Origin of the sequence: Roseivirga sp. UBA1976 (genome assembly GCF_002336325.1) — a bacterium.
GTDB lineage: Bacteria > Bacteroidota > Bacteroidia > Cytophagales > Cyclobacteriaceae > Roseivirga > Roseivirga thermotolerans.
The window spans coordinates 1-20,072 of sequence record NZ_DDDQ01000030.1; the positions used below are offsets into that span (position 1 = coordinate 1).

Sequence of the window (20,072 nt, forward strand, 5' to 3'; positions counted from 1 at the left end):
ACGCTTGCCTATTGGTTTTTTGGCTTCAAACCCCGAAATGAGAAAATAAAACTGCTCATCAACACCATGATTGTTATAGTGGGTAGTGTGGCACTTTTCAAAAGCATGTGGCTCTCCGGCTTTGTACTCATTGGTGTTGGAGGCTGCAACATAGCAAGACAGATATGGCCAGCCAGCCGAAACTATCTGAAACACGCTACATTGATTGTTTTCCTTATTGCAGTCACCCTCCTCTTGAGCGAGGAATGGCTACCGCTGGGAGTTAAAGGTGGAGGAATAGCCAATTTTATTTTCGTGGCTCTCATAATAGGTATCACCCTGGGCAGCTTTAGCCTATTTATTAAACTCTATCCAACAATTCTCAACTGGACCTTACGCCACAGACGCGTTTTCCTGGTGCTTCCCACAGCTATCGTGTTATTTGGAGTAACCGTATGGCTGGGCTTCGATAGAGTATTTGGGTTTGTACCCAAACTATTTGGTGCGGAAATAAGAACCAACTCCGTCTATGTAAAGCTTAATCATAGCCTGCCGGGTATAGGCAAGGAGTTTATGCCAGCTCTCGATGAAGGGGCTTTTCTTCTAATGCCTACTTCAATGCCCCATGCGGGCCTGGAACAAAACAAGGAAGTGCTCAAACTTTTAGACATGGCTGTCACGGCTATTCCCGAGGTAGAATCTGTGGTGGGTAAGTTGGGGCGTAGTGAAAGTGCCCTCGATCCTGCTCCCATTTCCATGTATGAAAACGTAATCAACTATAAGAGTGAGTATAAGACCGATGCGAATGGCCGAAGATTACGCTTTAAAACTGAGAATGGAGAGTTTGTAAGAGATGCAGCCGGTGAACTGATTCCCGATGCTAACGGAGAATATTACCGGCAGTGGAGAGATGAAATTCAGTCGCCAGACGATATCTGGAAAGAAATTGTGAAAGCCACTGAACTTCCCGGAGTTACATCGGCACCTAAACTACAACCTATAGAAACACGCTTGGTAATGCTACAGACCGGTATGCGTGCACCAATGGGCATAAAAGTAAAGGGGCCTGACCTGGAAACCATTGAGCTGTTTGGTTTACAACTGGAAGACGTTCTCAAGCAAGTGCCTTCTGTGAAGTCTGAAGCTGTTTTTGCAGAGCGCATAGTAGGAAAACCATATATGCTTATTGACTTGAAACGCGAAAACCTGGCTCGCTATGGGCTAACAATTAGCGAAGTGCAAGATCACCTGCAAGTGGCCGTTGGGGGCATGAAGCTCTCAACAACTGTAGAAGGGCGTGAGCGCTACCCCATTCGGGTTCGTTATCCGAGAGAGCTGCGCAACAACCCTGAAGCTTTACAAAATATACTCATTCCCTTACGCAACGGGCAAAGTATACCATTGGGAGAACTGGCCGAAATAGACTATACCCGAGGCCCTCAAATGATAAAAAGTGAGGACACATTTTTGGTGGGTTACGTAATTTTCGACCGGCAACCCGGACAGGCCGAAGTACAAGTCGTACAAGATGTTCGCAACCTTATAGACCAGAAACTGGCCAGCGGAGAACTCGTACTTCCGGCCGGAGTATCGTATGAATTTGCAGGCAGTTATCAAAACCAGATAAGAGCTGAGGCCAGACTGAGTATAGTGATTCCCATTGTGCTGGTTGTCATTTTTCTCATTCTGTACTTTCAGTTCAAATCAGTACCGGTATCGCTTATGGTCTTTAGTGGAGTAGCGGTTGCCTTTGGCGGAGGCTTTCTCATGCTTTGGCTCTACGGCCAGGAAAGCTTCCTCAACTTTAGTCTGTGGGGCACAAATATGCGCGATCTGTTTCAGATTCATCCGGTAAACCTAAGCGTAGCCGTTTGGGTAGGGTTTATCGCCCTTTTTGGTATTGCTACAGACGATGGTGTGCTTATGGCCACATACCTCGATCAGTCTTTCGACACCGAAAAACCACTTTCTAAGGAACAGATCAGAAAGCGGGTTATTGAAGCAGGTATGAAAAGAGTGCGCCCTTGCCTGATGACCACCGCCACCACACTATTGGCACTGCTCCCAATTTTAACGAGCACCGGCCGCGGGTCAGATGTAATGGTACCCATGGCCATACCTTCATTTGGAGGAATGCTCATTGCTCTAATAACTCTCTTTGTAGTTCCAGTGCTCTACTCCTACTACAAAGAGGTTCAGATCAAGTTTCAACCCAAAAACACCGAGCTATGAATACAGCAGCAAGAATTGTAATCATTAGCCTTGGGTTTGCGGCCTGTAGCCAGCCTCTGATCAATGACGCGGAAGTTTATGGCAACCTTAGGCAAATCATGCAGCAAAATCAGTTGCAGGCAAGGGTTAAGAGCAACGATTTAACCATCAATGAAAACAGCTATGCCCTGGGAGCCATGGCAGATCTGGAGGGCGAACTCATGATTTATGAAGGAGAAGTTTGGAGCTCGGTAGCACAACACGACTCCGTGCTGCTCACTAAGCCACATCATTTTGAGGCAGCCCTTCTGGTAAAAAGCCAGGTGAATAATTGGGAAGAAGTACAAATCTCCAAACCGCTTAGCTCCATGAAAGAACTGGAACAACAACTGGCCCAACTAATTGAAGAAAGACAAGCCACAGAGCGCATTGTTCCTTTTCGGATTGAGGGCGAAATAGCCCACATGGACTGGCATGTAATAAATGCCAAAGAAGCTACAGGTTCTGGTCACGATGCCTATCGGGAAGCTGGTTTTTCAGGAACCACTGAGAACCAGACTGTAAAGATTTTGGGCTTTTATTCGCGCAACCATGAAGGCATATTTACTCACCACGGCAGTTTTCTGCATATGCATTTTATAAAGGCAGATGAGGCCATGGGCCATGTGGATGCATTGAGCACCAAGCTCCCTGTAACTATCTATTTACCTAAAAATCCAATCCCATGATCAGGCCAATACTAACACTTTGTTTATTGCTCAGCACTTTAGTTCTTTCCGGTCAGAGTCTGGAAGGTTATTGGAAAATGGCTGCGGAAAACAACCCAAGCCTAAAAGCCAGCTTTAATAAATACCTTGCTGCTCTTGAAAGAGTAGACCAGCAAGGAAGCCTGCCCGATCCAAACCTGAGTTTCGGTGTTTTCATTTCTCCGGTAGAAACCCGTGTGGGTGCGCAGAGACTCCGCATGTCTGTCAGCCAGATGTTCCCGTGGATGGGCACTTTGGAAGAGCGCAAAACCATGGCCGTGCGGTTAGCCGAAGCCAGTTTCGCGGAGTTCGAAGAGGCCAGAAATGCATTATTCCTAAAAGTTTCAGAAACCTGGCTTCAACTCCTTGAGCTGGAAAAAGAAATAGCGCTTTCCAAGGAAAACCTAAAGCTTCTCAGAAGTTATGAACCCATTGTTAAAACCAAGTATGAAGCCAACCTGACTTCACTAGCCGACCTCATAAGGGTTCAAATTCGCATTGAAGAAGCGAGTACACAGCTCACACTTCTCGAGCTACGGAAGACTCCGCTCATTAGCGACTTTAACACCTATTTGAATCGGCCCGTGGACACCCCGGTTATCCTTACGGAAACCCTGCCGGTCGACTCAGAAGTTTCTGTTGATTCGGTTTTAGTTAAAAACCCCAAGGTTATTCAAAACCAATACTTACAGCAAGCCGCACAGAGCCAACTCAAGTTGAGCCAACTCAAGCGAAAGCCATCGCTTGGAGTAGGTTTAGACTATGTATTCGTGAGTGAACGCACCGACATGGCGGTTGCCGACAATGGTAAGAACATTATTATGCCCATGGTGAGCATGAGTCTACCCATATTCGGCAAAAAGAACAAAGCTCAAATTAAAGAAGCCGAGCTAATGCAGGAAAGCCTTCAACATGAAGCTGTTGGCATAAAAAACACGCTTAAAAATGAATGGACAAAAGCCACATATCTTGAACAATCGGCCGAACAGGAACTACAGCTCTATGCCAGCGAAATCAGCAATACCAAAGCATTGCTGAATGTTCTCACAAGCGAGTATAGCAACAACAGCAGCAACTTTGAAGAGTTGCTTATGACACAACAGCGACTTCTGCAACTACAAATTGCTGAGGCCAGGTCACAAACCAGGCAACAGAGATCGCAATTAATAAAACAGTATTTATCAGGCAATTTTTTACCCTTAAACCCATGAAAAGAACAACACTAACGTTTTTAATAATCTCCTTAATGGCCATAGTGTCCTGCAAGAAAAGCGCAGAAACACAAAACACAGAAAACCATGCGGAGCATCAGCAACCGGAAACCTCCACACCCAACACCAAAAGCCCTCCGGCCACAGCCATGGGCAATATTGGAGAAACGCATGTGCACATTTCCTACCACTCACCACGAGTGAGAGGGCGAAATATTTTTGGAGGTTTAGTAGCCTACGGAGAAGTATGGGTAACCGGAGCACATAAAGCTACCACTGTAGACTTCTCTACCAATGTACGTATCGGAGACTCCCTTATTGAAAGTGGAAAGTACGCCCTGTTTACCATTCCCGGTCAGGAACAATGGACCATTCTGTTAAACAAAAATTACGATCAGCACCTGGCCGATGAATATGACCCCGAGCTTGACGTGCTCCGCTATGTAACTCAGGCCGAAACCATTACTCACACTCAAGAAGAGCTTTTATACCAGGTTCAGGAAGGAGACCATGAGGGAAGCATCATCATTAGCTGGGCCAACGTAAAAGTGAGCCTGCCCATTCAAACCATCGCAAAAGAGCAGTAACAATGAAAAATCTAATCGTAGTACTCATCGCATGCACAGCAATTCTGGCTAGTTGTTCTAACCCACAGGAAACACCCTTGGTAGAGCCGCTTGCCCTCCCCACTCAAAACAGCTCTAGCCTGCCACGGCTGTTTACCAATGCAAAGGGAGAAACCTTTTTGTCTTGGGTAGAGCGCAACCCTGAAAAAGTTGCAAAGCTCTACTTTTCTAAGTTGAAAGATGGCCAATGGCAAAGCCCTCGGCTCATTGCCGAAGGAAGCAATTGGTTTATTAACTGGGCCGACTTCCCATCAGTTATAGAAAACAATGAGCTAATGGCCGCCCATTGGCTACAAAAGAGCGAGAAAGGCACCTATGACTATGACATACAGGTAGCCTTCTCCAACAACAGTGGCAACAACTGGCAAGCGCCCATTACACCACATAAGGATGGTATTTCTGCCGAACACGGTTTTGTAACCATGCTGCCTCTGGAAGACCAAAAAACCTTTGTGACCTGGCTCGATGGTAGAAATACTAAAGGAGACCATGCTAAAGACGGTGGCCATGGAGGAGCAGGAGCCATGACGCTTCGCGCAGCCATCTTTGATAGTGAAGGAGAGACCCTGGAAGAATGGGAGCTAGACGACAGGGTTTGCGATTGTTGTCAAACAGCAGCCGCACAAACCAAGGATGGACTTGTGGTGGTTTACCGTGACAGGTCAGAAGGAGAAATCCGCGACATGTCGGTAGTGCGCTATGTAAATGGCGAATGGACCAAACCTCAACCCCTAAAAGTAGAAATGTGGGAAATGCCTGCATGCCCGGTAAATGGCCCTTCCATAACAGCCCAAGGAAATCAGCTCGCTGTGGCGTGGTTTATGGCAAAAGGCGGATACCCTGAGGTTAAGCTGGCCTTCTCACAAGACGGTGGGGCCACTTTTGGCGAAGCTGTGGTGGTGAGTCATGGTACTACCAACGGCAGAGTGGGCACAACCACCCTCAACAATGGCAACGTACTGGTAAGCTGGCTGGAAACCGCTGACGATACCGCTAAGATAATGTTGGCCAAATACGATAGAACCGGCACACTACTCAAACGCATGACCATCGCAGAAACTTCGGCTGCCAGAGCCAGTGGATTCCCGGTACTCACCAGCAATGGAGAAGACATATACATGGCCTGGACCCAGGCCGATGAACAGACAAGCATTAAGACAGCCAAAGTCAATTTCGAATAATGAAAACAGACAGAAAAACCGTATTTATAGCCCTTGGCACCCTCGTTGTAGGGTTGCTTTTGGGGGCACTATTCTTTGGAGGAGGTGGCCATAGTGCCTCTTCTCCGGAATTGGCCACTGAAGAACACTCCCATCCTGAATCAGGCCTGTGGACATGTTCTATGCATCCCCAGGTTCGACAGTCCGAACCAGGCTCCTGCCCTTTCTGCGGAATGGACCTTATTCCGGTAAGCGAAGGCGGAAATGATGACAACCCCAGAGTTCTCAAAATGTCCAATGCCGCTCAGGCACTAGCCGACATTCGTACAGAAGTGGTAGGCCGTTCAGAAGCCTCGGCCTTCCTGAGTATAAACGGGCGAATAAAGGCCGATGAACGTAGGGTTCAGACCCAAACCACTCACTTTGGCGGAAGAATAGAAAAGCTCTATAAAAACTTTGAGGGGGAATACGTGAAGAAGGGTGAGAAAGTGGCATCCATTTATTCACCACAACTGGTAGCAGCTCAGAATGAACTGCTCGAAGCCAAAAAGCTGGCCTCTACCAACCCGGCCCTTCTTGAAGCCGCCCGAAAGAAACTCAAGTACTGGAAGATCACCGATGAACAAATAGCGGCTATTGAAGCTTCCGGAGAAGCCATGCGCAACATCGACCTGTTATCCAACTACGAGGGCATTATCCTCAAAAAACTAGTCAACAATGGAGATCACCTTATGGAAGGTGGAGCGCTTTACCAAATAGCCGACCTCACCACCGTATGGGCTATTTTTGAGGTATATGAAAAAGACCTGGGTAAAGTAAAGCTAGGCGACAAGGTAACTTTTAGCCCCAACGGCATTAATCAAAACTTTGAGGCCACCATCAACTTCATTGCACCATCAGTAGAAAGCAACAGCCGCATCATAGAGGTTAGAGCCGATGTACCCAATGGCAATGGACGTCTTAAACCCGATATGTTCATTAAAGCACAAATAAAGGCAGTTGCATCGAATGAGCTGAGCATTCCACGTTCGGCTGTGCTATGGACGGGCAAACGTTCGGTTGTCTATGTAAAGCTGGCCAATAATGAAGGTTTCGAACTACGCGAGGTAGAACTAGGCAATGCAATAGATAATCACTATCAGGTAATTGAGGGGCTGAAAGCCGGAGAAGAAGTAGTGGTTAATGGCACATTTACGCTCGATGCAGAAGCCCAGCTAAAAGGAAAAATAAGCATGATGGCTCCTTCAGAGTCGAGTGCCTCTGACCACAAAAACGGTTTTCAGGAAATTGAACTTCCAGGCACTATAAATTACATAGAGTCTACCCCAAGAAGCTTCAAAAATCAGCTTCAAAGCCTGACCAAGGCCTACTTAACCCTGAAAGACGCCATGGTAGAAGGCTTGCCAAGCTCCATTCAGGTACAAAGTCAGAAGGTTTCCGAAGCACTCAAAAAAACAGACATGAGCCTGTTGAAAGGCGATGCCCACATGCACTGGATGACCTTATTGGAACCCATGCAGCAGAGCTTATCAGACATAAACAGTTCCGACAACAGAGACCAGCAACGCTTACAGTTTATAAATCTTTCTAAAGCCCTTATCAATGCCATAGAATCGTTTGGAACAACCATGGAAAGCCCTTTGTACGTTCAGTTTTGCCCCATGGCCAATAACGACAAAGGCGCCACATGGGTATCGGCTCAGGAAGAAATCATAAACCCCTACTTCGGAGACATGATGCTCCGTTGTGGCAATGTTGAATACACTATAGAAAACAATCCAAATTAATTTCAAACTATACATTTAATGAAAAAGTTAATCGTAACACTTACCATCATTGGTCTTATGAGCGCCTGTGGAGGCAAAACCGAACAAAATTCCTCTACTTCGACTCCAAAAGCCGAGCAAAAGAAAGCACCTGTAGAAGCCTACCTAAGCTTAAAAGATGCTTTGGTGGCTACCAACAGTGAAGAAGCGGCAGAAGCAGCAAAGGCTTTTATGGCAGTTACAAAAGATGAAAGGCTAGTATCTCCCTTAAAGCAGATTGCCGCTACCTCAGAGGTAGAAGATCAGAGAAAAGCCTTTGAGACTCTCTCCATGGCCATGTATGAAATCGTAAAAGCCGGAAACTCAGAAACCGTCTTGTATAAGCAGTACTGCCCAATGGCCTTCAACAACAAGGGAGCCTATTGGCTGGCAGCAGAATCGGAAGTAAACAACCCCTACTTTGGTGATGTAATGCTACACTGCGGCCGCGTTGAGGAAACCATTAACCAATAGATAAACCCAGGCTGTGCCGGGCGAAATCAAGGTATGCAATCACCATATTGCCATTACCTTGTAGCATCGGCACAGCTGCTTTTTCATGATTATTACCGTAAAGCATATGGTGTGTAACCGCTGTATAAAAGCGGTTGAAGAGGCCCTCGGTCAAAAGTGGGACTCTTCTAGCTATCGGGTTCGTCTGGGGCAAATAGAGTGGAAAACTGCTCTCAACCCGGAAGACCTCGAAACTTTAGACAAACTGCTCAGCAAGCACGGCTTTGAGTTGGTAGAAGATGAAAAAAGCAGAAAAGTAGAATGGATTAAACAACTGATCATAAATGAGGTACACCACCAGGCCGCACAAAAGCCAACCGGGGTCAACTTCTCAGAGTTTATCAGTAAAACAATCGGTCACGACTATTCCTACCTAAACGACCTGTTTTCCAGTATTGAGGGTAAAACCATTGGCCAGTACGTTACTCTCCAAAAGATTGAAAAGGCCAAAGAGCTCCTTGTTTATGGAGAGATGAGCCTGGCACAAATTGCCGATCAACTGGAATACAACAGCGCCCAATACCTGTCGGCCCAGTTTAAAAAAACAACAGGCCTTACTCCTTCCCGATTCAAGTCTTTTGGCCAACGCAGACCTATAGACAAAGTAGCAGACCTATAGACAAAGTATGGGTATCAGGAAAAGTTATACATCGGCACCCAAATAGTGTAAGGCTTGGTTGGAGCAAAGGCCACACCTTTGTAACACAAAATGAGCGACTCATGAAAAAGCAACTGACTATTACGGGAATGACATGCGAAGGCTGCAAAGCCACAGTAACCCGAAATATTAAAAAATTACCCGGTGTTCAAACCGTATCGATAAACCTGAGCAATGGCCGAACCATTGTTGATGCCAATCTCATATACAGTGAAGACGAGATTCAGGAAGCTATCGGAAAAGATTCAAAATACCAGATTGTAAGACAAGAAACCAACCTGCGTTCTTCATCAGCCCCTCAGTCAACTACAGCAACCAAAGGATTCTTTGCCACCTATAAACCTCTGTTGCTCATAGTGGTATTTATTGCCGGGGTAAGTGTGCTGGCGCAGGTTGGGCAACACGGTAGCATTGACTGGAGTCTTTGGATGCGCCACTTTATGGCCGGATTCTTTATTGTTTTCTCATTCTTTAAACTCCTGAATCTGGAAGGTTTTGCTAACAGCTACCGCATGTACGATATTGTAGCTGCTCGCTGGAAGGGCTGGGGATACATATACCCATTTGTAGAACTGGCCTTAGGAATTGCTTACCTCATTCATTTTAACCCAACAATTACCAACCTTACCACAGTTATAGTATTGGGAGTAAGCTCTATTGGAGTAATAAAAAGCAATCTGGACAAACGAAAGATTAAATGTGCCTGCCTTGGAGATGTTTTCAACCTCCCCATGAGTAAAGTCACCATTATAGAAGACCTCACCATGGTAGGTATGGCAGCCATCATGTTGGCCTGATTCAACCCATTTATTGAGTTATGAAAGATCACCGACAAGAAGAACACAAACATCATGAGCATGAACAGCATCACGATCATTCAGCAATGATCAATGATTTTAAACGCAGATTCTTTGTTTGCCTGATTCTGGGCCTGCCGGTAATTGTGTTATCGCCCATGATTCAGGAGATACTGGGTTATTCTCTGAGTTTCGAAGGGAGCACATACCTTTCTGCAGGACTCTCCAGTTTTATATTTTTCTACGGTGGCTGGCCATTTTTAACGGGTTTGGCTAGCGAACTCAAAGAAAAACAACCGGGTATGATGACCCTTATTGCCATAGCCATTACCACTGCCTGGGCCTACAGCACTGCTGTGGTTTTCGGTTTAGAAGGCAAAATATTCTACTGGGAGTTGGTCTCTCTCATTGCCATTATGCTCCTGGGCCACTGGCTGGAAATGAAATCTGTAATGGGTGCTTCAAAGGCCCTGCAAAAACTTGCAGAGTTAATGCCCGACCATGCTCATAGAATTACTGACGATGATATTGAAGATGTAAAAACAACACAACTGCAGAAAGGAGACCTCATTTTAGTAAAACCCGGTGAAAAAATACCGGCCGATGGAACGGTCAAAGAGGGTGAAAGCGAACTGGATGAGAGTGCACTAACCGGAGAAAGCAAGCCAATAACTATTGGCCCGGGTCAGGAGGTAAAAGGAGGAGCCGTTAATCTGGATGGTTCCTTAAGAATTGAGGTTCTTTCTACCGGAGAAGAGAGCTATCTCAATAGGGTAATAAAACTGGTTGGTGACGCGCAACAGGTGAAATCAAAAACTCAGACTTTGGCAAACAAGGCCGCAGGTATTCTGGCCTACGTGGCCATCATAGCCGGAGCCATCACCTTGCTGGTTTGGTGGCAGCTCTCCGACAAAGATTTTAGTTTTGCACTGGAACGCATGGTTACCGTAATGATTATCACATGCCCTCATGCACTGGGGCTAGCCGTACCATTAGTTTCAGCCATCTCCACAGCCATTTCGGCCAAAAACGGACTACTCATCAGGAATAAATCGGCTTTCGAGTCTGCCCGAAAAATAGACACCGTGGTGTTCGACAAAACAGGTACTTTAACCAAAGGTGAGTTTGAAGTACAAACCCTAAAAGTAACCGACAATTCGCTAAGCAATGAAGAGCTATTGGCCATAGCCTATGCTCTGGAGCAAGAATCGGAACACCCCATAGCACGCGGCATTGTTAAAGAAGCAAAAAAACAGTCGGTTAAAGCCGTAAAAGTCACAGACTTTTCGGCTCAAAAAGGAAAAGGTGTAGAAGCCAAGATTGAGGGGATAAAACATGCTATTGTAAGCCCCGGCTACCTAAAAGAAAATAATATTGATCTGCCCAATGAGGCCACTGAACAAAAAGGCACCGTTGTATTTGTGATTCGGGAAAACAGCCTTTTGGGCTACGTGGCACTCGATGATACCATTAGAGAGGAAAGCTATCAGGCTATTGAAGAACTCAAAAGCAAAGACATAGAAGTACTAATGGCTACTGGCGACAATGAAAATACCGCAAAACAAGTGGCCGAAGCCATAGGGTTGGACGGTTACCACAGTGGAGTACTCCCCCATGAAAAATCAGAGATTATAGAGCGATTGCAAAAAGATGGCAAGTTTGTAGCCATGACAGGCGATGGAGTAAACGATGCTCCGGCCTTGGCCAAGGCCAATGTGGGAATTGCCATTGGCTCGGGAACTGATATTGCCGCAGAAACAGCCGACATTATTTTGACCGAAAGCAGACCCAGCGATGTGGTACGTTTAATCACCTTTGGAAAAGCCACCTATCAAAAAATGATACAAAATCTGGTTTGGGCCACCGGCTACAATGTGTTCGCCATTCCTCTGGCCGCAGGCATATTGTACAATCAAGGGATAATGATTTCTCCGGCACTCGGAGCAGCCTTAATGAGTCTCTCTACAGTAATATGTGCACTAAACGCTCAAAGCTTAAAATGGTCGATAAAAAAATAATTGCTCTAACAATTCTAAATTTTTTATAAAAATTGAATTTTTCTAATAGATAGTAAAACCAAAACGTAAAGTTTATAGTTTATTCTACGAATGATTTGGTGAAGTTAATTTTTTGCTCTTACTTCGAATTGTCTAAGAAATTTAAGACACCTGGAGGTTCCAATCCTCTGGTATTGTGTGTGTTTATTGGCCATCCCGAGAGATCGGGATGGTTTTTTTATGCCCACTGCCACACCAATGTCTTTCCCCTACCATTCCCAGAGTTTTTAAAGTTCATCATTGAACTTATCGTTAAATTGAGGCGTAAATCCGCAAAAGATAATTCATGAAAAAATACCTGATTATTCTTCTTTTATTCTTTTTTGCTGTGTTGGCCTGCCAGAAGAACAGCCGGAACCAAGGGCCAATGGAACAGCAGGTGGTGGACAAGGCCATTGCTTTTCATGGCATGGAACAACTAAACAATTCTTCTTTTTCGCTCACCTTCAGAGAAATGGATTACACCTATACAATGAAAGACGGGCGATACAAATATACACGCACCCAAACCGATTCTCTCGGCAGAGAAGTAGTAGATATTTTGACCAATGAAGGACACTTGAGGCTCACCAATGGCGACACGACAGAAGTTACTGAAGAAAAGAGTGCCGCCTATTCTCGCTCAGTCAATTCGGTGATTTACTTTTTCAGACTACCCTTTGGGCTTAATGATGATGCTGTAATTAAGTCGTACCAGGGAACTACGGACATTAAAGGAAAAACCTACCATGAAGTGCGCATTACCTTTAAGCAAGAAGGCGGTGGCGAAGACTTTGACGATGTGTTTTTGTATTGGTTCGATACGGAAGACTATCGAATGGACTACATGGCCTATCTGTATCATACCGATGGAGGCGGTTTGAGATTTAGAGAAGCCATTAACCAACGAAGAGTAGAAGGTGTGCTTGTGCAAGACTACATCAATTACAAACCGGCCGATGAGTCGATAGACATCAATACAATTGATGAATTGTTCGAGGCGGGAGAGCTGGAAGAGCTTTCGCGAATCATCAATGAGCAGGTACAAATCCGCTTCAACCCCTAACAGGCATGAAAAAGTCCGTACGAATAGGCATTGTGCAGTCGGCTCCAAGCTACCTGAATGTAGAGGAGTCTATGCGAAAAGTAGAGAAGCTTTTGCGCGAAGCCTCCGAAAAGGGTGCGCAATTGGTCACCTTTGGTGAAACGTGGTTTACGGGCTATCCTGCCTGGATAGATTACTGCGATGAATACGCCAAGTGGGACTTTAAACCTACTAAAGAGGTTTTTGCCAAAACATATGAAAACAGCCTTGACGTGAAGGGCAAAGAAGTAGCCGCCATTGGCCAATGGGCTAAAGAACTTGGGCTGGTGATTGTAATGGGCATAAACGAGAAAGTGACTAGTGGACCTGGCAACGGCACTATTTACAACAGTTTACTTACCTGGAATGAACATGGAGAGCTAGTGAACCATCATCGAAAATTAATGCCTACCTACACCGAAAGACTCATTTATGGTCATGGCGATGGCCATGGGCTTAAGGCTGTGGAAACACAAGTAGGAAGGATTGGTGGTTTAATTTGCTGGGAGCATTGGATGCCTCTAACGCGACAAACCATGCACAATTCTGGCGAACACATTCATGTGGCGGTGTGGCCCAAAGTTCATGAAATGCTTCAGATTGCCACCAGATCTTATGCCTTTGAGGGTAGATGTTTTGCCGTTGGTGTGGGGCAAATTATGCGAGTTAAAGATATTCCGGCCGAGCTCACCTTACCTTTAGAATTGCAGAATAAACCCGACCATATGCTGCTCAATGGTGGCAGCTGCATTGTAGGCCCGGATGGTCATTATGTAATGGAACCGATTTGGGACAAAGAAGGTGTTTTTGTTCAGGAAGTAAATCTTACACGGTGCTATGAAGAACGCATGGCTCTGGATGTAACGGGCCACTACCAAAGAAATGATGTATTCGAGCTAAAGACAAACACTAAAAGACTGTGAGCAGCCTCCGCCTTGAGTCCGGAGGCCGCCCTTAGGCCAATGTTTATTTCTTGTTGCCTTGCCTCACCCGGGTTTCATTCTCTTGGTAAAAGGCGTATTCCTGCTCTAAAAAGCCAATGTAAGATTGCCCCCAAACATAATCTATGTTGTCTCCAAAAAACACTAGCACTCCCTCAAGCGGCTCTTCATAAGGGTTATACAGTTTATGTTGAATGTATGGAGGCACAAAAAAGCTCATCCCTTTAGCAATATCCATTTCCTCTCCATTCACCACTGCTTTGCCCTTGCCGCTGGTAATAATAAAAAGGTTGGGTACCTGGCTCGATTGGATGTCCTCTTCAGCATTGGCCACTTCCATTTGTCCCAAACTAAACCAGCCAATGCGCTTGTCTTTCATTGTGTATAGCGATACCATCATAGCTCCATGGGTTTCCATAGACTTATCACGGCCAAAGGGAGTTACCTCACCATTCCCTTTCTTCCAAAAATGCTCCATGGTTAAATAGGCCAGGGCCGTTTCGCCCTGCCCGGAACTAAAACCTTCCATATCGGCTACACCAAATAGAGGTTGTGGATCTGACTCACGGGTACGCATGCTGGCCGTTCCGGCAGTTAGCTCATTGGTGTAGAGACTTCTAAGGGTAGACATATCTGGACAATGAAAGTACCACGTGGGCCGGCTGGGTTTGCCTTTTTCAACCGAAACGTTGTGTGGCCCCATTTCATGAAACGTGTATTTTTGACTTTTGCCTACCAGGTACCCTCTCTCATTCCTCTCTACTTTCACCGTCCACCAATCCTCTTCAACCTTAATTCCAAAATAAGCATTCATGGCCATGGGATCATCGGCATAGGCCTGAACGTAATCTCTAATCATGGCATCGGCCGACTGCCCAAAAACCGGAGCAGTTACCATAACACTCAGTAGCATAATAAAAGCCAATGCAACCATTGCCTTAGCTTTTAGGGGAATTTGTATTCGTTTTTTCATGCCTAAAAAAACCGCCCCAAAGCACAAAGGGATGCCTAAAAAACAACGATTGTGGCGAAATTCTGCTATTTGTGGTGAGTGAGAGCTAGTGGACTATTTTGAACCTCCTTATGGCCTGAAGTACCACCTCTCGGTACGATCTGGAAACAGGAATCGGATGAGAGACACAAACCAGTCGCAGCTCTATGGACGAGTGACCAACAACCGAGTGGACGTTATGGAGGTTGACCACATAGGACCTATGACACCTCACTACTTCTGGATGACTGATCTGCCGAAAGATATTTGTTAGAGTACCTCTTACAAGCTTCTTCTTAACCTCATTTTGCTCCAGAAAGGAAAGCTCCACGTAATTGTCATGTGCTTTGAGGCAAAGTAAATCTACCAACCTTACGGCAACCGATTCGTTGTTTCCGCTGCCTTTTACAGAAATAAACTCTTCTTTAGGCCCTTCTTCTCTGTTGGTTAGCATCTGCTCGTAGTCCGACTTGAGATTTCTAAATCGAAAGTAGCCAAGCACACCAGCCAGCGGAAAGATGAGCACCGAAGAGATTTGAAGAACAAAGCGCAAACCGCTAATAAATTTCCAGTCGTGCCAGCCTCCTATTAGATTATACAGTACAAAGTTTGACAGCCCCAACACCAACAGAAGCGCCAAATGCCAGTATACAACAGCGGCAGTGCTCACTCTCTTAATACAATGCCTTTTGACCCAAAACTCCATGAGCACACACAAGAAAAAAGTGCTTGTGCCAAACTTTGCCATTTCTACAAGGAAGTGGGCCGTATAAGTAAAGCGGGGATTGTAGTTATGTATGCCAAATGGAAGAAAGGCCACCAGGAATATGTACAAAAAAAGTGGTGTAGCAATACAAACCGCCAACCGGTAGGGCTTTGAAAGAAAAAAATCGAGGTTAACCTTTTTCATAAGGTTTGGAGTCAATAGCCAGAGAATCCAAGCCTCCGGGTTTACATCTAAATTACTAAAGCCCTACACCAACTTGCCAAGAATGAGCAAAAAAATGCACCTGAACTTTTAGAAGTTATCTTTTTTAAAAAAGCCTGATACTCAGAGAGTATCAGGCCATAATCTTTAGATCGACATACAACGGTATTGGTCAACCCTTGTTACTTGCAACCTCTTCTTTCGTCTATCTTCTCGTAATACTCGGCAGGGTTTATACTAAAACTGGTGCCTGAAGTATTGGTAGAAAAGTTAGAAAAAGAATATTTGTGAGAAGTACCGAAATCGTCTACAGCAGTAATTGACGTAATGTTATTGCCACTAAACGCCACATGAACTTCTTTGTAAGCTGCTTCTGAAGATGGCTTAAGCTTTAATACAGAGCCTTCCATGGTTCCGTTATGGCCTGAACCAAAGAAGGTCATCATTGAACCAAAGTCTACTATGGCTTCAGTGTTTTGGCCGGGGCAAAAGAACAATATCTGAGAGTGGTCTGGCTCCTTGGTTCCTACATACTCTGTTTTACCATCGTTGAGCCAGGTTTCGTTGGGGCCATATTTCAAAATGTATTTTGCGCCTTCAACCACCAACACGCCTTCCTGCACATTCTTAAAACCCATGTTATCGTTAATGGCCTCGTATACCACGTTTACCTTATAGTTGGGTATGTTGCCATACTTGTTGTACAACTCGTTGATCTTAGAAGAAGCATCTTGAGCTTGTACCGAGCCCACCATTAGCACAGCGAGCAGTAATGTTTTCAGTAGAGTTTTCATAAATCTGTGTTTCTAAAAAAAGATTAAAAGGAATGATAAAAGTTGAGTGGTTGGCTACTTTCATCGGCTGAGATAGATCAAAAATAAAAAAATCCTGTGAATAGCCATTCACAGGATCAAATTTGTGGTTTACCTCTATCTACTTCTTACGGATATAGATATTCCCGTTGGTAGTTTTCATCATTACTTCGGCACCTCCTCCATTGAGGTCGCCTTCAACCCAACTCTCGTACTTCATGCTAAATCCGCCTTTGTTATTTTTATTGCTAACCGGTTGGGCCTGCTTAATACTAAACGATTCAAAGTCTGTGAATATGTCTCTATTCGTTCTCATTTTTGCTGTGAAATTAGTACCGGTAGGCACACTTATATCTACATTTCCATTGTAGGTGCTAAAAGCCATAGGGGTTTCAGGAGTCACTTTGGCAAAAGTAACTTCGATAGCTCCATTGTAAGTCGAAGCACTGGCAGAACCGCTAATATTGGTCAGCGTAATAGATCCGTTGTAGCTCTCCACATTAACCTCCCCGTTTACGCCTTCAATTACAATGTGGCCGTTGTTATAGGTTTCTGCTTTAATGTTGAAGTTTTTAGGCACCATTACTTCAAAATCTACCCGGTTGTTCCAGCCTTCACTTTCCAGCCTCACGGTGTTATTGTTTTCAGAAGCCTCCACATTAAAGCCCCCGCTACTCACCAGCCTCATACCATTTTTAGACTCTCCTCGCTCCACCTTCTTTTCGTACTTAATCATTTTCACTTTTACAGTGGGACCGTCATAGCCTGTTACTTTCACTTTGCCATTTCGGTTGTCTATATCCAGCTTTCCTCTTTCACCGGGTTTCGAAAGAGGTATTTCTATCTCTTGCGTATTCTGCTGGTACTCTATTTTTTTACCATTATGATCAAAGTCCATATCAAACTCAAAGTCAGATACAACACTATGAACCGCCCTTTCGGCTATGGCTTCTACTTCTGCTAACACTTGAGGATCTACCTTCACCTCCCAGTTTTTACTGGTCTTTACCTGCACATCCTGAGCCCAGGCCGCAACTCCCAAACTCATTACCATTGCCGCAGATAACATTTTTCTCACGTTTCTCATGATCTGTTTTTTTTTCTTTTTCTCTTTACATGATTTTATCCAAATTCTCACGAAGCGCTGATTTCACATCATCGGGTGTATTTTCAGCATTTAGAATAGGTTCAAAGGCCTTTACTGCCTGAGTTTCCTGCATATCCACCATCAATTCGGCCATAGCTACCAATACCAATGGAGATCGCTGCTGGTTAATACTTTTTATCAATCGTTCACGAATAGCCGAATCTTTGGCATAGTTGGCCAATGAAGCCAAGGCTGCCAGCCTCACATTGGTACTCTCATCGTTGTTGAGTGTTAAAAACAGGGCATCGGTTACTTCTCGGTTTTTAGACACAAGCCCGTTGCTCATCTGCACGCCTTTCAGCCGTTGAGTCACCGACTGGTCTTCCAGCATGGTTTTCATCATTACCTCCTGCATACCAGCCATCTGATCGCTCAGCCTATTCAGTTGGCTGTTGTACACACTGCCTGTAAAAAGCCTGCCTAAAACAAGGCCCACCAACAGCACACAAAACCCAAAAGCAAACCGCCCCTTGGACGTGGCAAAGAAAAACCTTCCCAAGACACTCCATACATGCCGAAAGTCTTCTTTACCTTCTACCCTACTTTGTTCGGCTGCCAGCATTTGGTAAAAGTTAGAGTGCAGAGCATCTGTGGGCTCAGGCTTAGGAGTTGTTGCCATTTGTTGGCCCATAGTCCTGAGCTCGTTCACCTCCTGCATATCTATGAACCCCTGCTCCACATATTCTTCAAACTCACGCCTGCGTTCATCAGTCAGGGTTCCGTCCATATATTCTGTTATCAGAGACATATATTTCTCTTCCATCTCCGTCATTGTTTTCTTAAGTATACATCACCATTAAGCGTTTCAAACTCAAAAGTAGGCCCTCCGGATTTTCCATACTGGTAGCTGTTACTATTGGCTATTTTGTACTTTACTCCATTACCATCAGGAGTCTTGGTTACTTTGGGGGCCAGTTTGGCCGTAAATTCCAGATCACTGTAAACCTCTCCCCACTGACTTTGAAAGCTAAATATTGCACTGGCATTTTCAGGCACTCTAATTTCTATGTCGCCATTTACTGTATTAAAGCTGCCAAACTCTTTCGGTAAGCTTTTGTAGTTTACTTCCAACTTTCCATTCACGGTCGATGCTTTGGTGTCGCTAGCAAGATTCTGCAACGTCACATCGCCATTTACATTAGAAGCATACACATTGCCTTCCACGTTTTTCACCAACACACTGCCCTTGTTCACTGTAGAAAGCTTCACACTTATTCCCTTCGGCACCTTCACCGTAAAATCGAGCGTATACCAGTAGTTTTTATGCTCGCTCTTTCTGTTCCACTCCCAGCTACATTGCAGAGGGTCGGCCTTATCTTCCATTATATGATTAGGAGAAGACAAGAAGAGTTTCACAAACTCCGCCCCCTCCAGCACACCCAAACTCACTTCTTCCATGCCAAGAGCCAGGTCTTCGTTGGTCTTTCCGTTCACTTGTTTTTTCACTACCACCTGCACCGCTTCTCCATCGTAAGCTTCTACTTCAACGCTGCCATTTATATTGCACACGCAAAACCAGAACTCAGCACCAGCATTGTTCACCGCAAATTGTTTCGTAATGGTTTCAGACTTACCCTGAGCCCACACATTGGCACCAACCAGCAAAGCCACCAGTACCATCCAATAATTCCTTTTCATTTCTTCTTATGGTTTTACAACCTCACATTCAAGTTTCTCATAGTTGGCCTTCAACTCTTTCAGTGCTCTAAAAATCCTCACCTTCACAGCACTTTCAGAGCAATCCAGAAGTTCAGCAATGTCGCTGTACTTCATTCCCTGATACTTACTCAATACCAATATTTCGCGTTTCTCTGCAGAAAGCCTTCTCATGGCCTTTTCCAGTAAATGACGCTCCTCACTGGCAATCTTAAAAGTCTCTGCATTGTTGTTGTCAGCATAATATTTGTCCGTTACGCTCACATCTTCCCTATATCCCAGACGCTTCTCCTTCTTATAGTAGTCGGCAAATAAATTCCGCGCCATATGAAATATCCAGGTAGAAAACTTACCGTCACCCTTATAGGTATGACGGTATTTGATGATTCTCACAAACACATTCTGCACAAGATCTTCGCTGGCGTTGCCATCAGAAGTCAGCCTATAGAAGAACCCATACAAAGGCCTGTTGTAGCGTTCGAATAATAGACCCAGCTGATCTAGCTGGCCGGCCTTAACCTTAAGCATTAATGTGTTGTCTGAGATTGAATCCAATGCTTCGTCTTAAGAATTCAGTGGGGGAAACTCAACTCGATTGAAATGGTTACATACAATTTAAGATTTTCTTTTAAGAAGATTTTGAAGGACGCCCCACCGCACAAAATCCTTGCGCCCAGGCCTGCTCTGGCGGGCCGGGCGCTGTTATAGCCAATTACCTAAATCAACCCGGGTTCGATGTAAAGAAGTAGTAAAATACCCCCTCTTAGGACG

19 protein-coding genes are annotated in these 20,072 nt (G+C 45.0%); 12 read left to right on the forward strand and 7 right to left on the reverse strand.

What is annotated here, in order from left to right; genetic code table 11:
- The 12 genes from B3763_RS02725 to B3763_RS02780 form a co-directional block, all read left to right on the forward strand.
- Positions 1 to 2,211 (forward strand): efflux RND transporter permease subunit (locus B3763_RS02725; protein ID WP_286743420.1); only part of this gene is annotated, 2,211 nt, incomplete at its 5' end.
- Positions 2,208 to 2,918: an acetolactate decarboxylase gene (locus B3763_RS02730; protein ID WP_286743422.1), complete on the forward strand. Its 711-nt coding sequence runs from the start codon at positions 2,208 to 2,210 to the stop codon at positions 2,916 to 2,918. The genes B3763_RS02725 and B3763_RS02730, both read left to right, overlap by 4 nt.
- The gene (locus B3763_RS02735; RefSeq protein ID WP_286743423.1) at positions 2,915 to 4,147 is read left to right on the forward strand and encodes a TolC family protein; all 1,233 of its coding nucleotides are present in this window, start codon (positions 2,915 to 2,917) and stop codon (positions 4,145 to 4,147) included. Before B3763_RS02730 ends, B3763_RS02735 begins: the two co-directional genes overlap by 4 nt.
- Positions 4,144 to 4,734 carry a DUF2911 domain-containing protein gene (locus tag B3763_RS02740; protein ID WP_286743425.1) on the forward strand — a complete coding sequence of 197 codons (591 nt, stop codon included), beginning with the start codon at positions 4,144 to 4,146 and terminating at the stop codon, positions 4,732 to 4,734. Before B3763_RS02735 ends, B3763_RS02740 begins: the two co-directional genes overlap by 4 nt.
- 2 nt (positions 4,735 to 4,736) lie before the next feature.
- The gene (locus tag B3763_RS02745) at positions 4,737 to 5,954 is read left to right on the forward strand and encodes an exo-alpha-sialidase (protein WP_286743427.1); all 1,218 of its coding nucleotides are present in this window, start codon (positions 4,737 to 4,739) and stop codon (positions 5,952 to 5,954) included.
- Positions 5,954 to 7,720: an efflux RND transporter periplasmic adaptor subunit gene (locus B3763_RS02750; protein ID WP_286743428.1), complete on the forward strand. Its 1,767-nt coding sequence runs from the start codon at positions 5,954 to 5,956 to the stop codon at positions 7,718 to 7,720. The genes B3763_RS02745 and B3763_RS02750 overlap by 1 nt, the downstream gene beginning before the upstream one ends.
- Positions 7,721 to 7,738: 18 nt before the next feature.
- Positions 7,739 to 8,212, forward strand: a complete 474-nt coding sequence (locus B3763_RS02755) for a DUF3347 domain-containing protein (protein WP_189631636.1) — start codon at positions 7,739 to 7,741, stop codon at positions 8,210 to 8,212.
- A gap of 85 nt (positions 8,213 to 8,297) precedes the next feature.
- Positions 8,298 to 8,870, forward strand: a complete 573-nt coding sequence (locus B3763_RS02760; protein WP_286743429.1) for a helix-turn-helix domain-containing protein — start codon at positions 8,298 to 8,300, stop codon at positions 8,868 to 8,870.
- Between the two features lie 101 nt (positions 8,871 to 8,971).
- Positions 8,972 to 9,706, forward strand: a complete 735-nt coding sequence (locus tag B3763_RS02765) for a heavy-metal-associated domain-containing protein (protein WP_286743431.1) — start codon at positions 8,972 to 8,974, stop codon at positions 9,704 to 9,706.
- A 20-nt stretch (positions 9,707 to 9,726) separates the two neighbouring features.
- Positions 9,727 to 11,724: a copper-translocating P-type ATPase gene (locus tag B3763_RS02770; protein WP_286743433.1), complete on the forward strand. Its 1,998-nt coding sequence runs from the start codon at positions 9,727 to 9,729 to the stop codon at positions 11,722 to 11,724.
- A gap of 325 nt (positions 11,725 to 12,049) precedes the next feature.
- Positions 12,050 to 12,808, forward strand: a complete 759-nt coding sequence (locus tag B3763_RS02775) for a DUF6503 family protein (RefSeq protein WP_286743435.1) — start codon at positions 12,050 to 12,052, stop codon at positions 12,806 to 12,808.
- Positions 12,809 to 12,813: 5 nt separating this feature from the next.
- A complete protein-coding gene (locus tag B3763_RS02780) occupies positions 12,814 to 13,749 on the forward strand; it encodes a carbon-nitrogen hydrolase family protein (protein WP_286743437.1) in 936 nt (311 codons plus the stop codon).
- Between the two features lie 43 nt (positions 13,750 to 13,792).
- On the opposite strand, the gene B3763_RS02785 is transcribed toward B3763_RS02780, so the two are convergent.
- The 7 genes from B3763_RS02785 to B3763_RS02815 all read right to left on the reverse strand — a co-directional run bounded on the left by B3763_RS02785 (position 13,793) and on the right by B3763_RS02815 (position 19,829).
- Entirely contained in the window at positions 13,793 to 14,740 is a 948-nt protein-coding gene (locus tag B3763_RS02785; RefSeq protein WP_286743442.1) for a cupin domain-containing protein, read from the reverse strand.
- Positions 14,741 to 14,825: 85 nt separating this feature from the next.
- Positions 14,826 to 15,668, reverse strand: a complete 843-nt coding sequence (locus tag B3763_RS02790) for a LytR/AlgR family response regulator transcription factor (RefSeq protein ID WP_286743445.1) — start codon at positions 15,666 to 15,668, stop codon at positions 14,826 to 14,828.
- A gap of 200 nt (positions 15,669 to 15,868) precedes the next feature.
- A complete protein-coding gene (locus B3763_RS02795) occupies positions 15,869 to 16,480 on the reverse strand; it encodes a LolA family protein (protein ID WP_286743448.1) in 612 nt (203 codons plus the stop codon).
- A gap of 139 nt (positions 16,481 to 16,619) precedes the next feature.
- On the reverse strand, positions 16,620 to 17,585 hold the full coding sequence (locus B3763_RS02800) for a hypothetical protein (RefSeq protein ID WP_286743450.1): 966 nt from the start codon (positions 17,583 to 17,585) through the stop codon (positions 16,620 to 16,622).
- Positions 17,586 to 17,610: 25 nt separating this feature from the next.
- Positions 17,611 to 18,408 (reverse strand): HEAT repeat domain-containing protein, encoded by a 798-nt coding sequence (locus B3763_RS02805; RefSeq protein WP_286743452.1) that lies wholly within the window; start codon positions 18,406 to 18,408, stop codon positions 17,611 to 17,613.
- Between the two features lie 5 nt (positions 18,409 to 18,413).
- The gene (locus B3763_RS02810) at positions 18,414 to 19,283 is read right to left on the reverse strand and encodes a DUF4097 family beta strand repeat-containing protein (RefSeq protein WP_286743454.1); all 870 of its coding nucleotides are present in this window, start codon (positions 19,281 to 19,283) and stop codon (positions 18,414 to 18,416) included.
- A gap of 6 nt (positions 19,284 to 19,289) precedes the next feature.
- Positions 19,290 to 19,829 (reverse strand): RNA polymerase sigma factor, encoded by a 540-nt coding sequence (locus B3763_RS02815; protein WP_286743456.1) that lies wholly within the window; start codon positions 19,827 to 19,829, stop codon positions 19,290 to 19,292.
- Between the last annotated feature and the right edge of the window lie 243 nt (positions 19,830 to 20,072).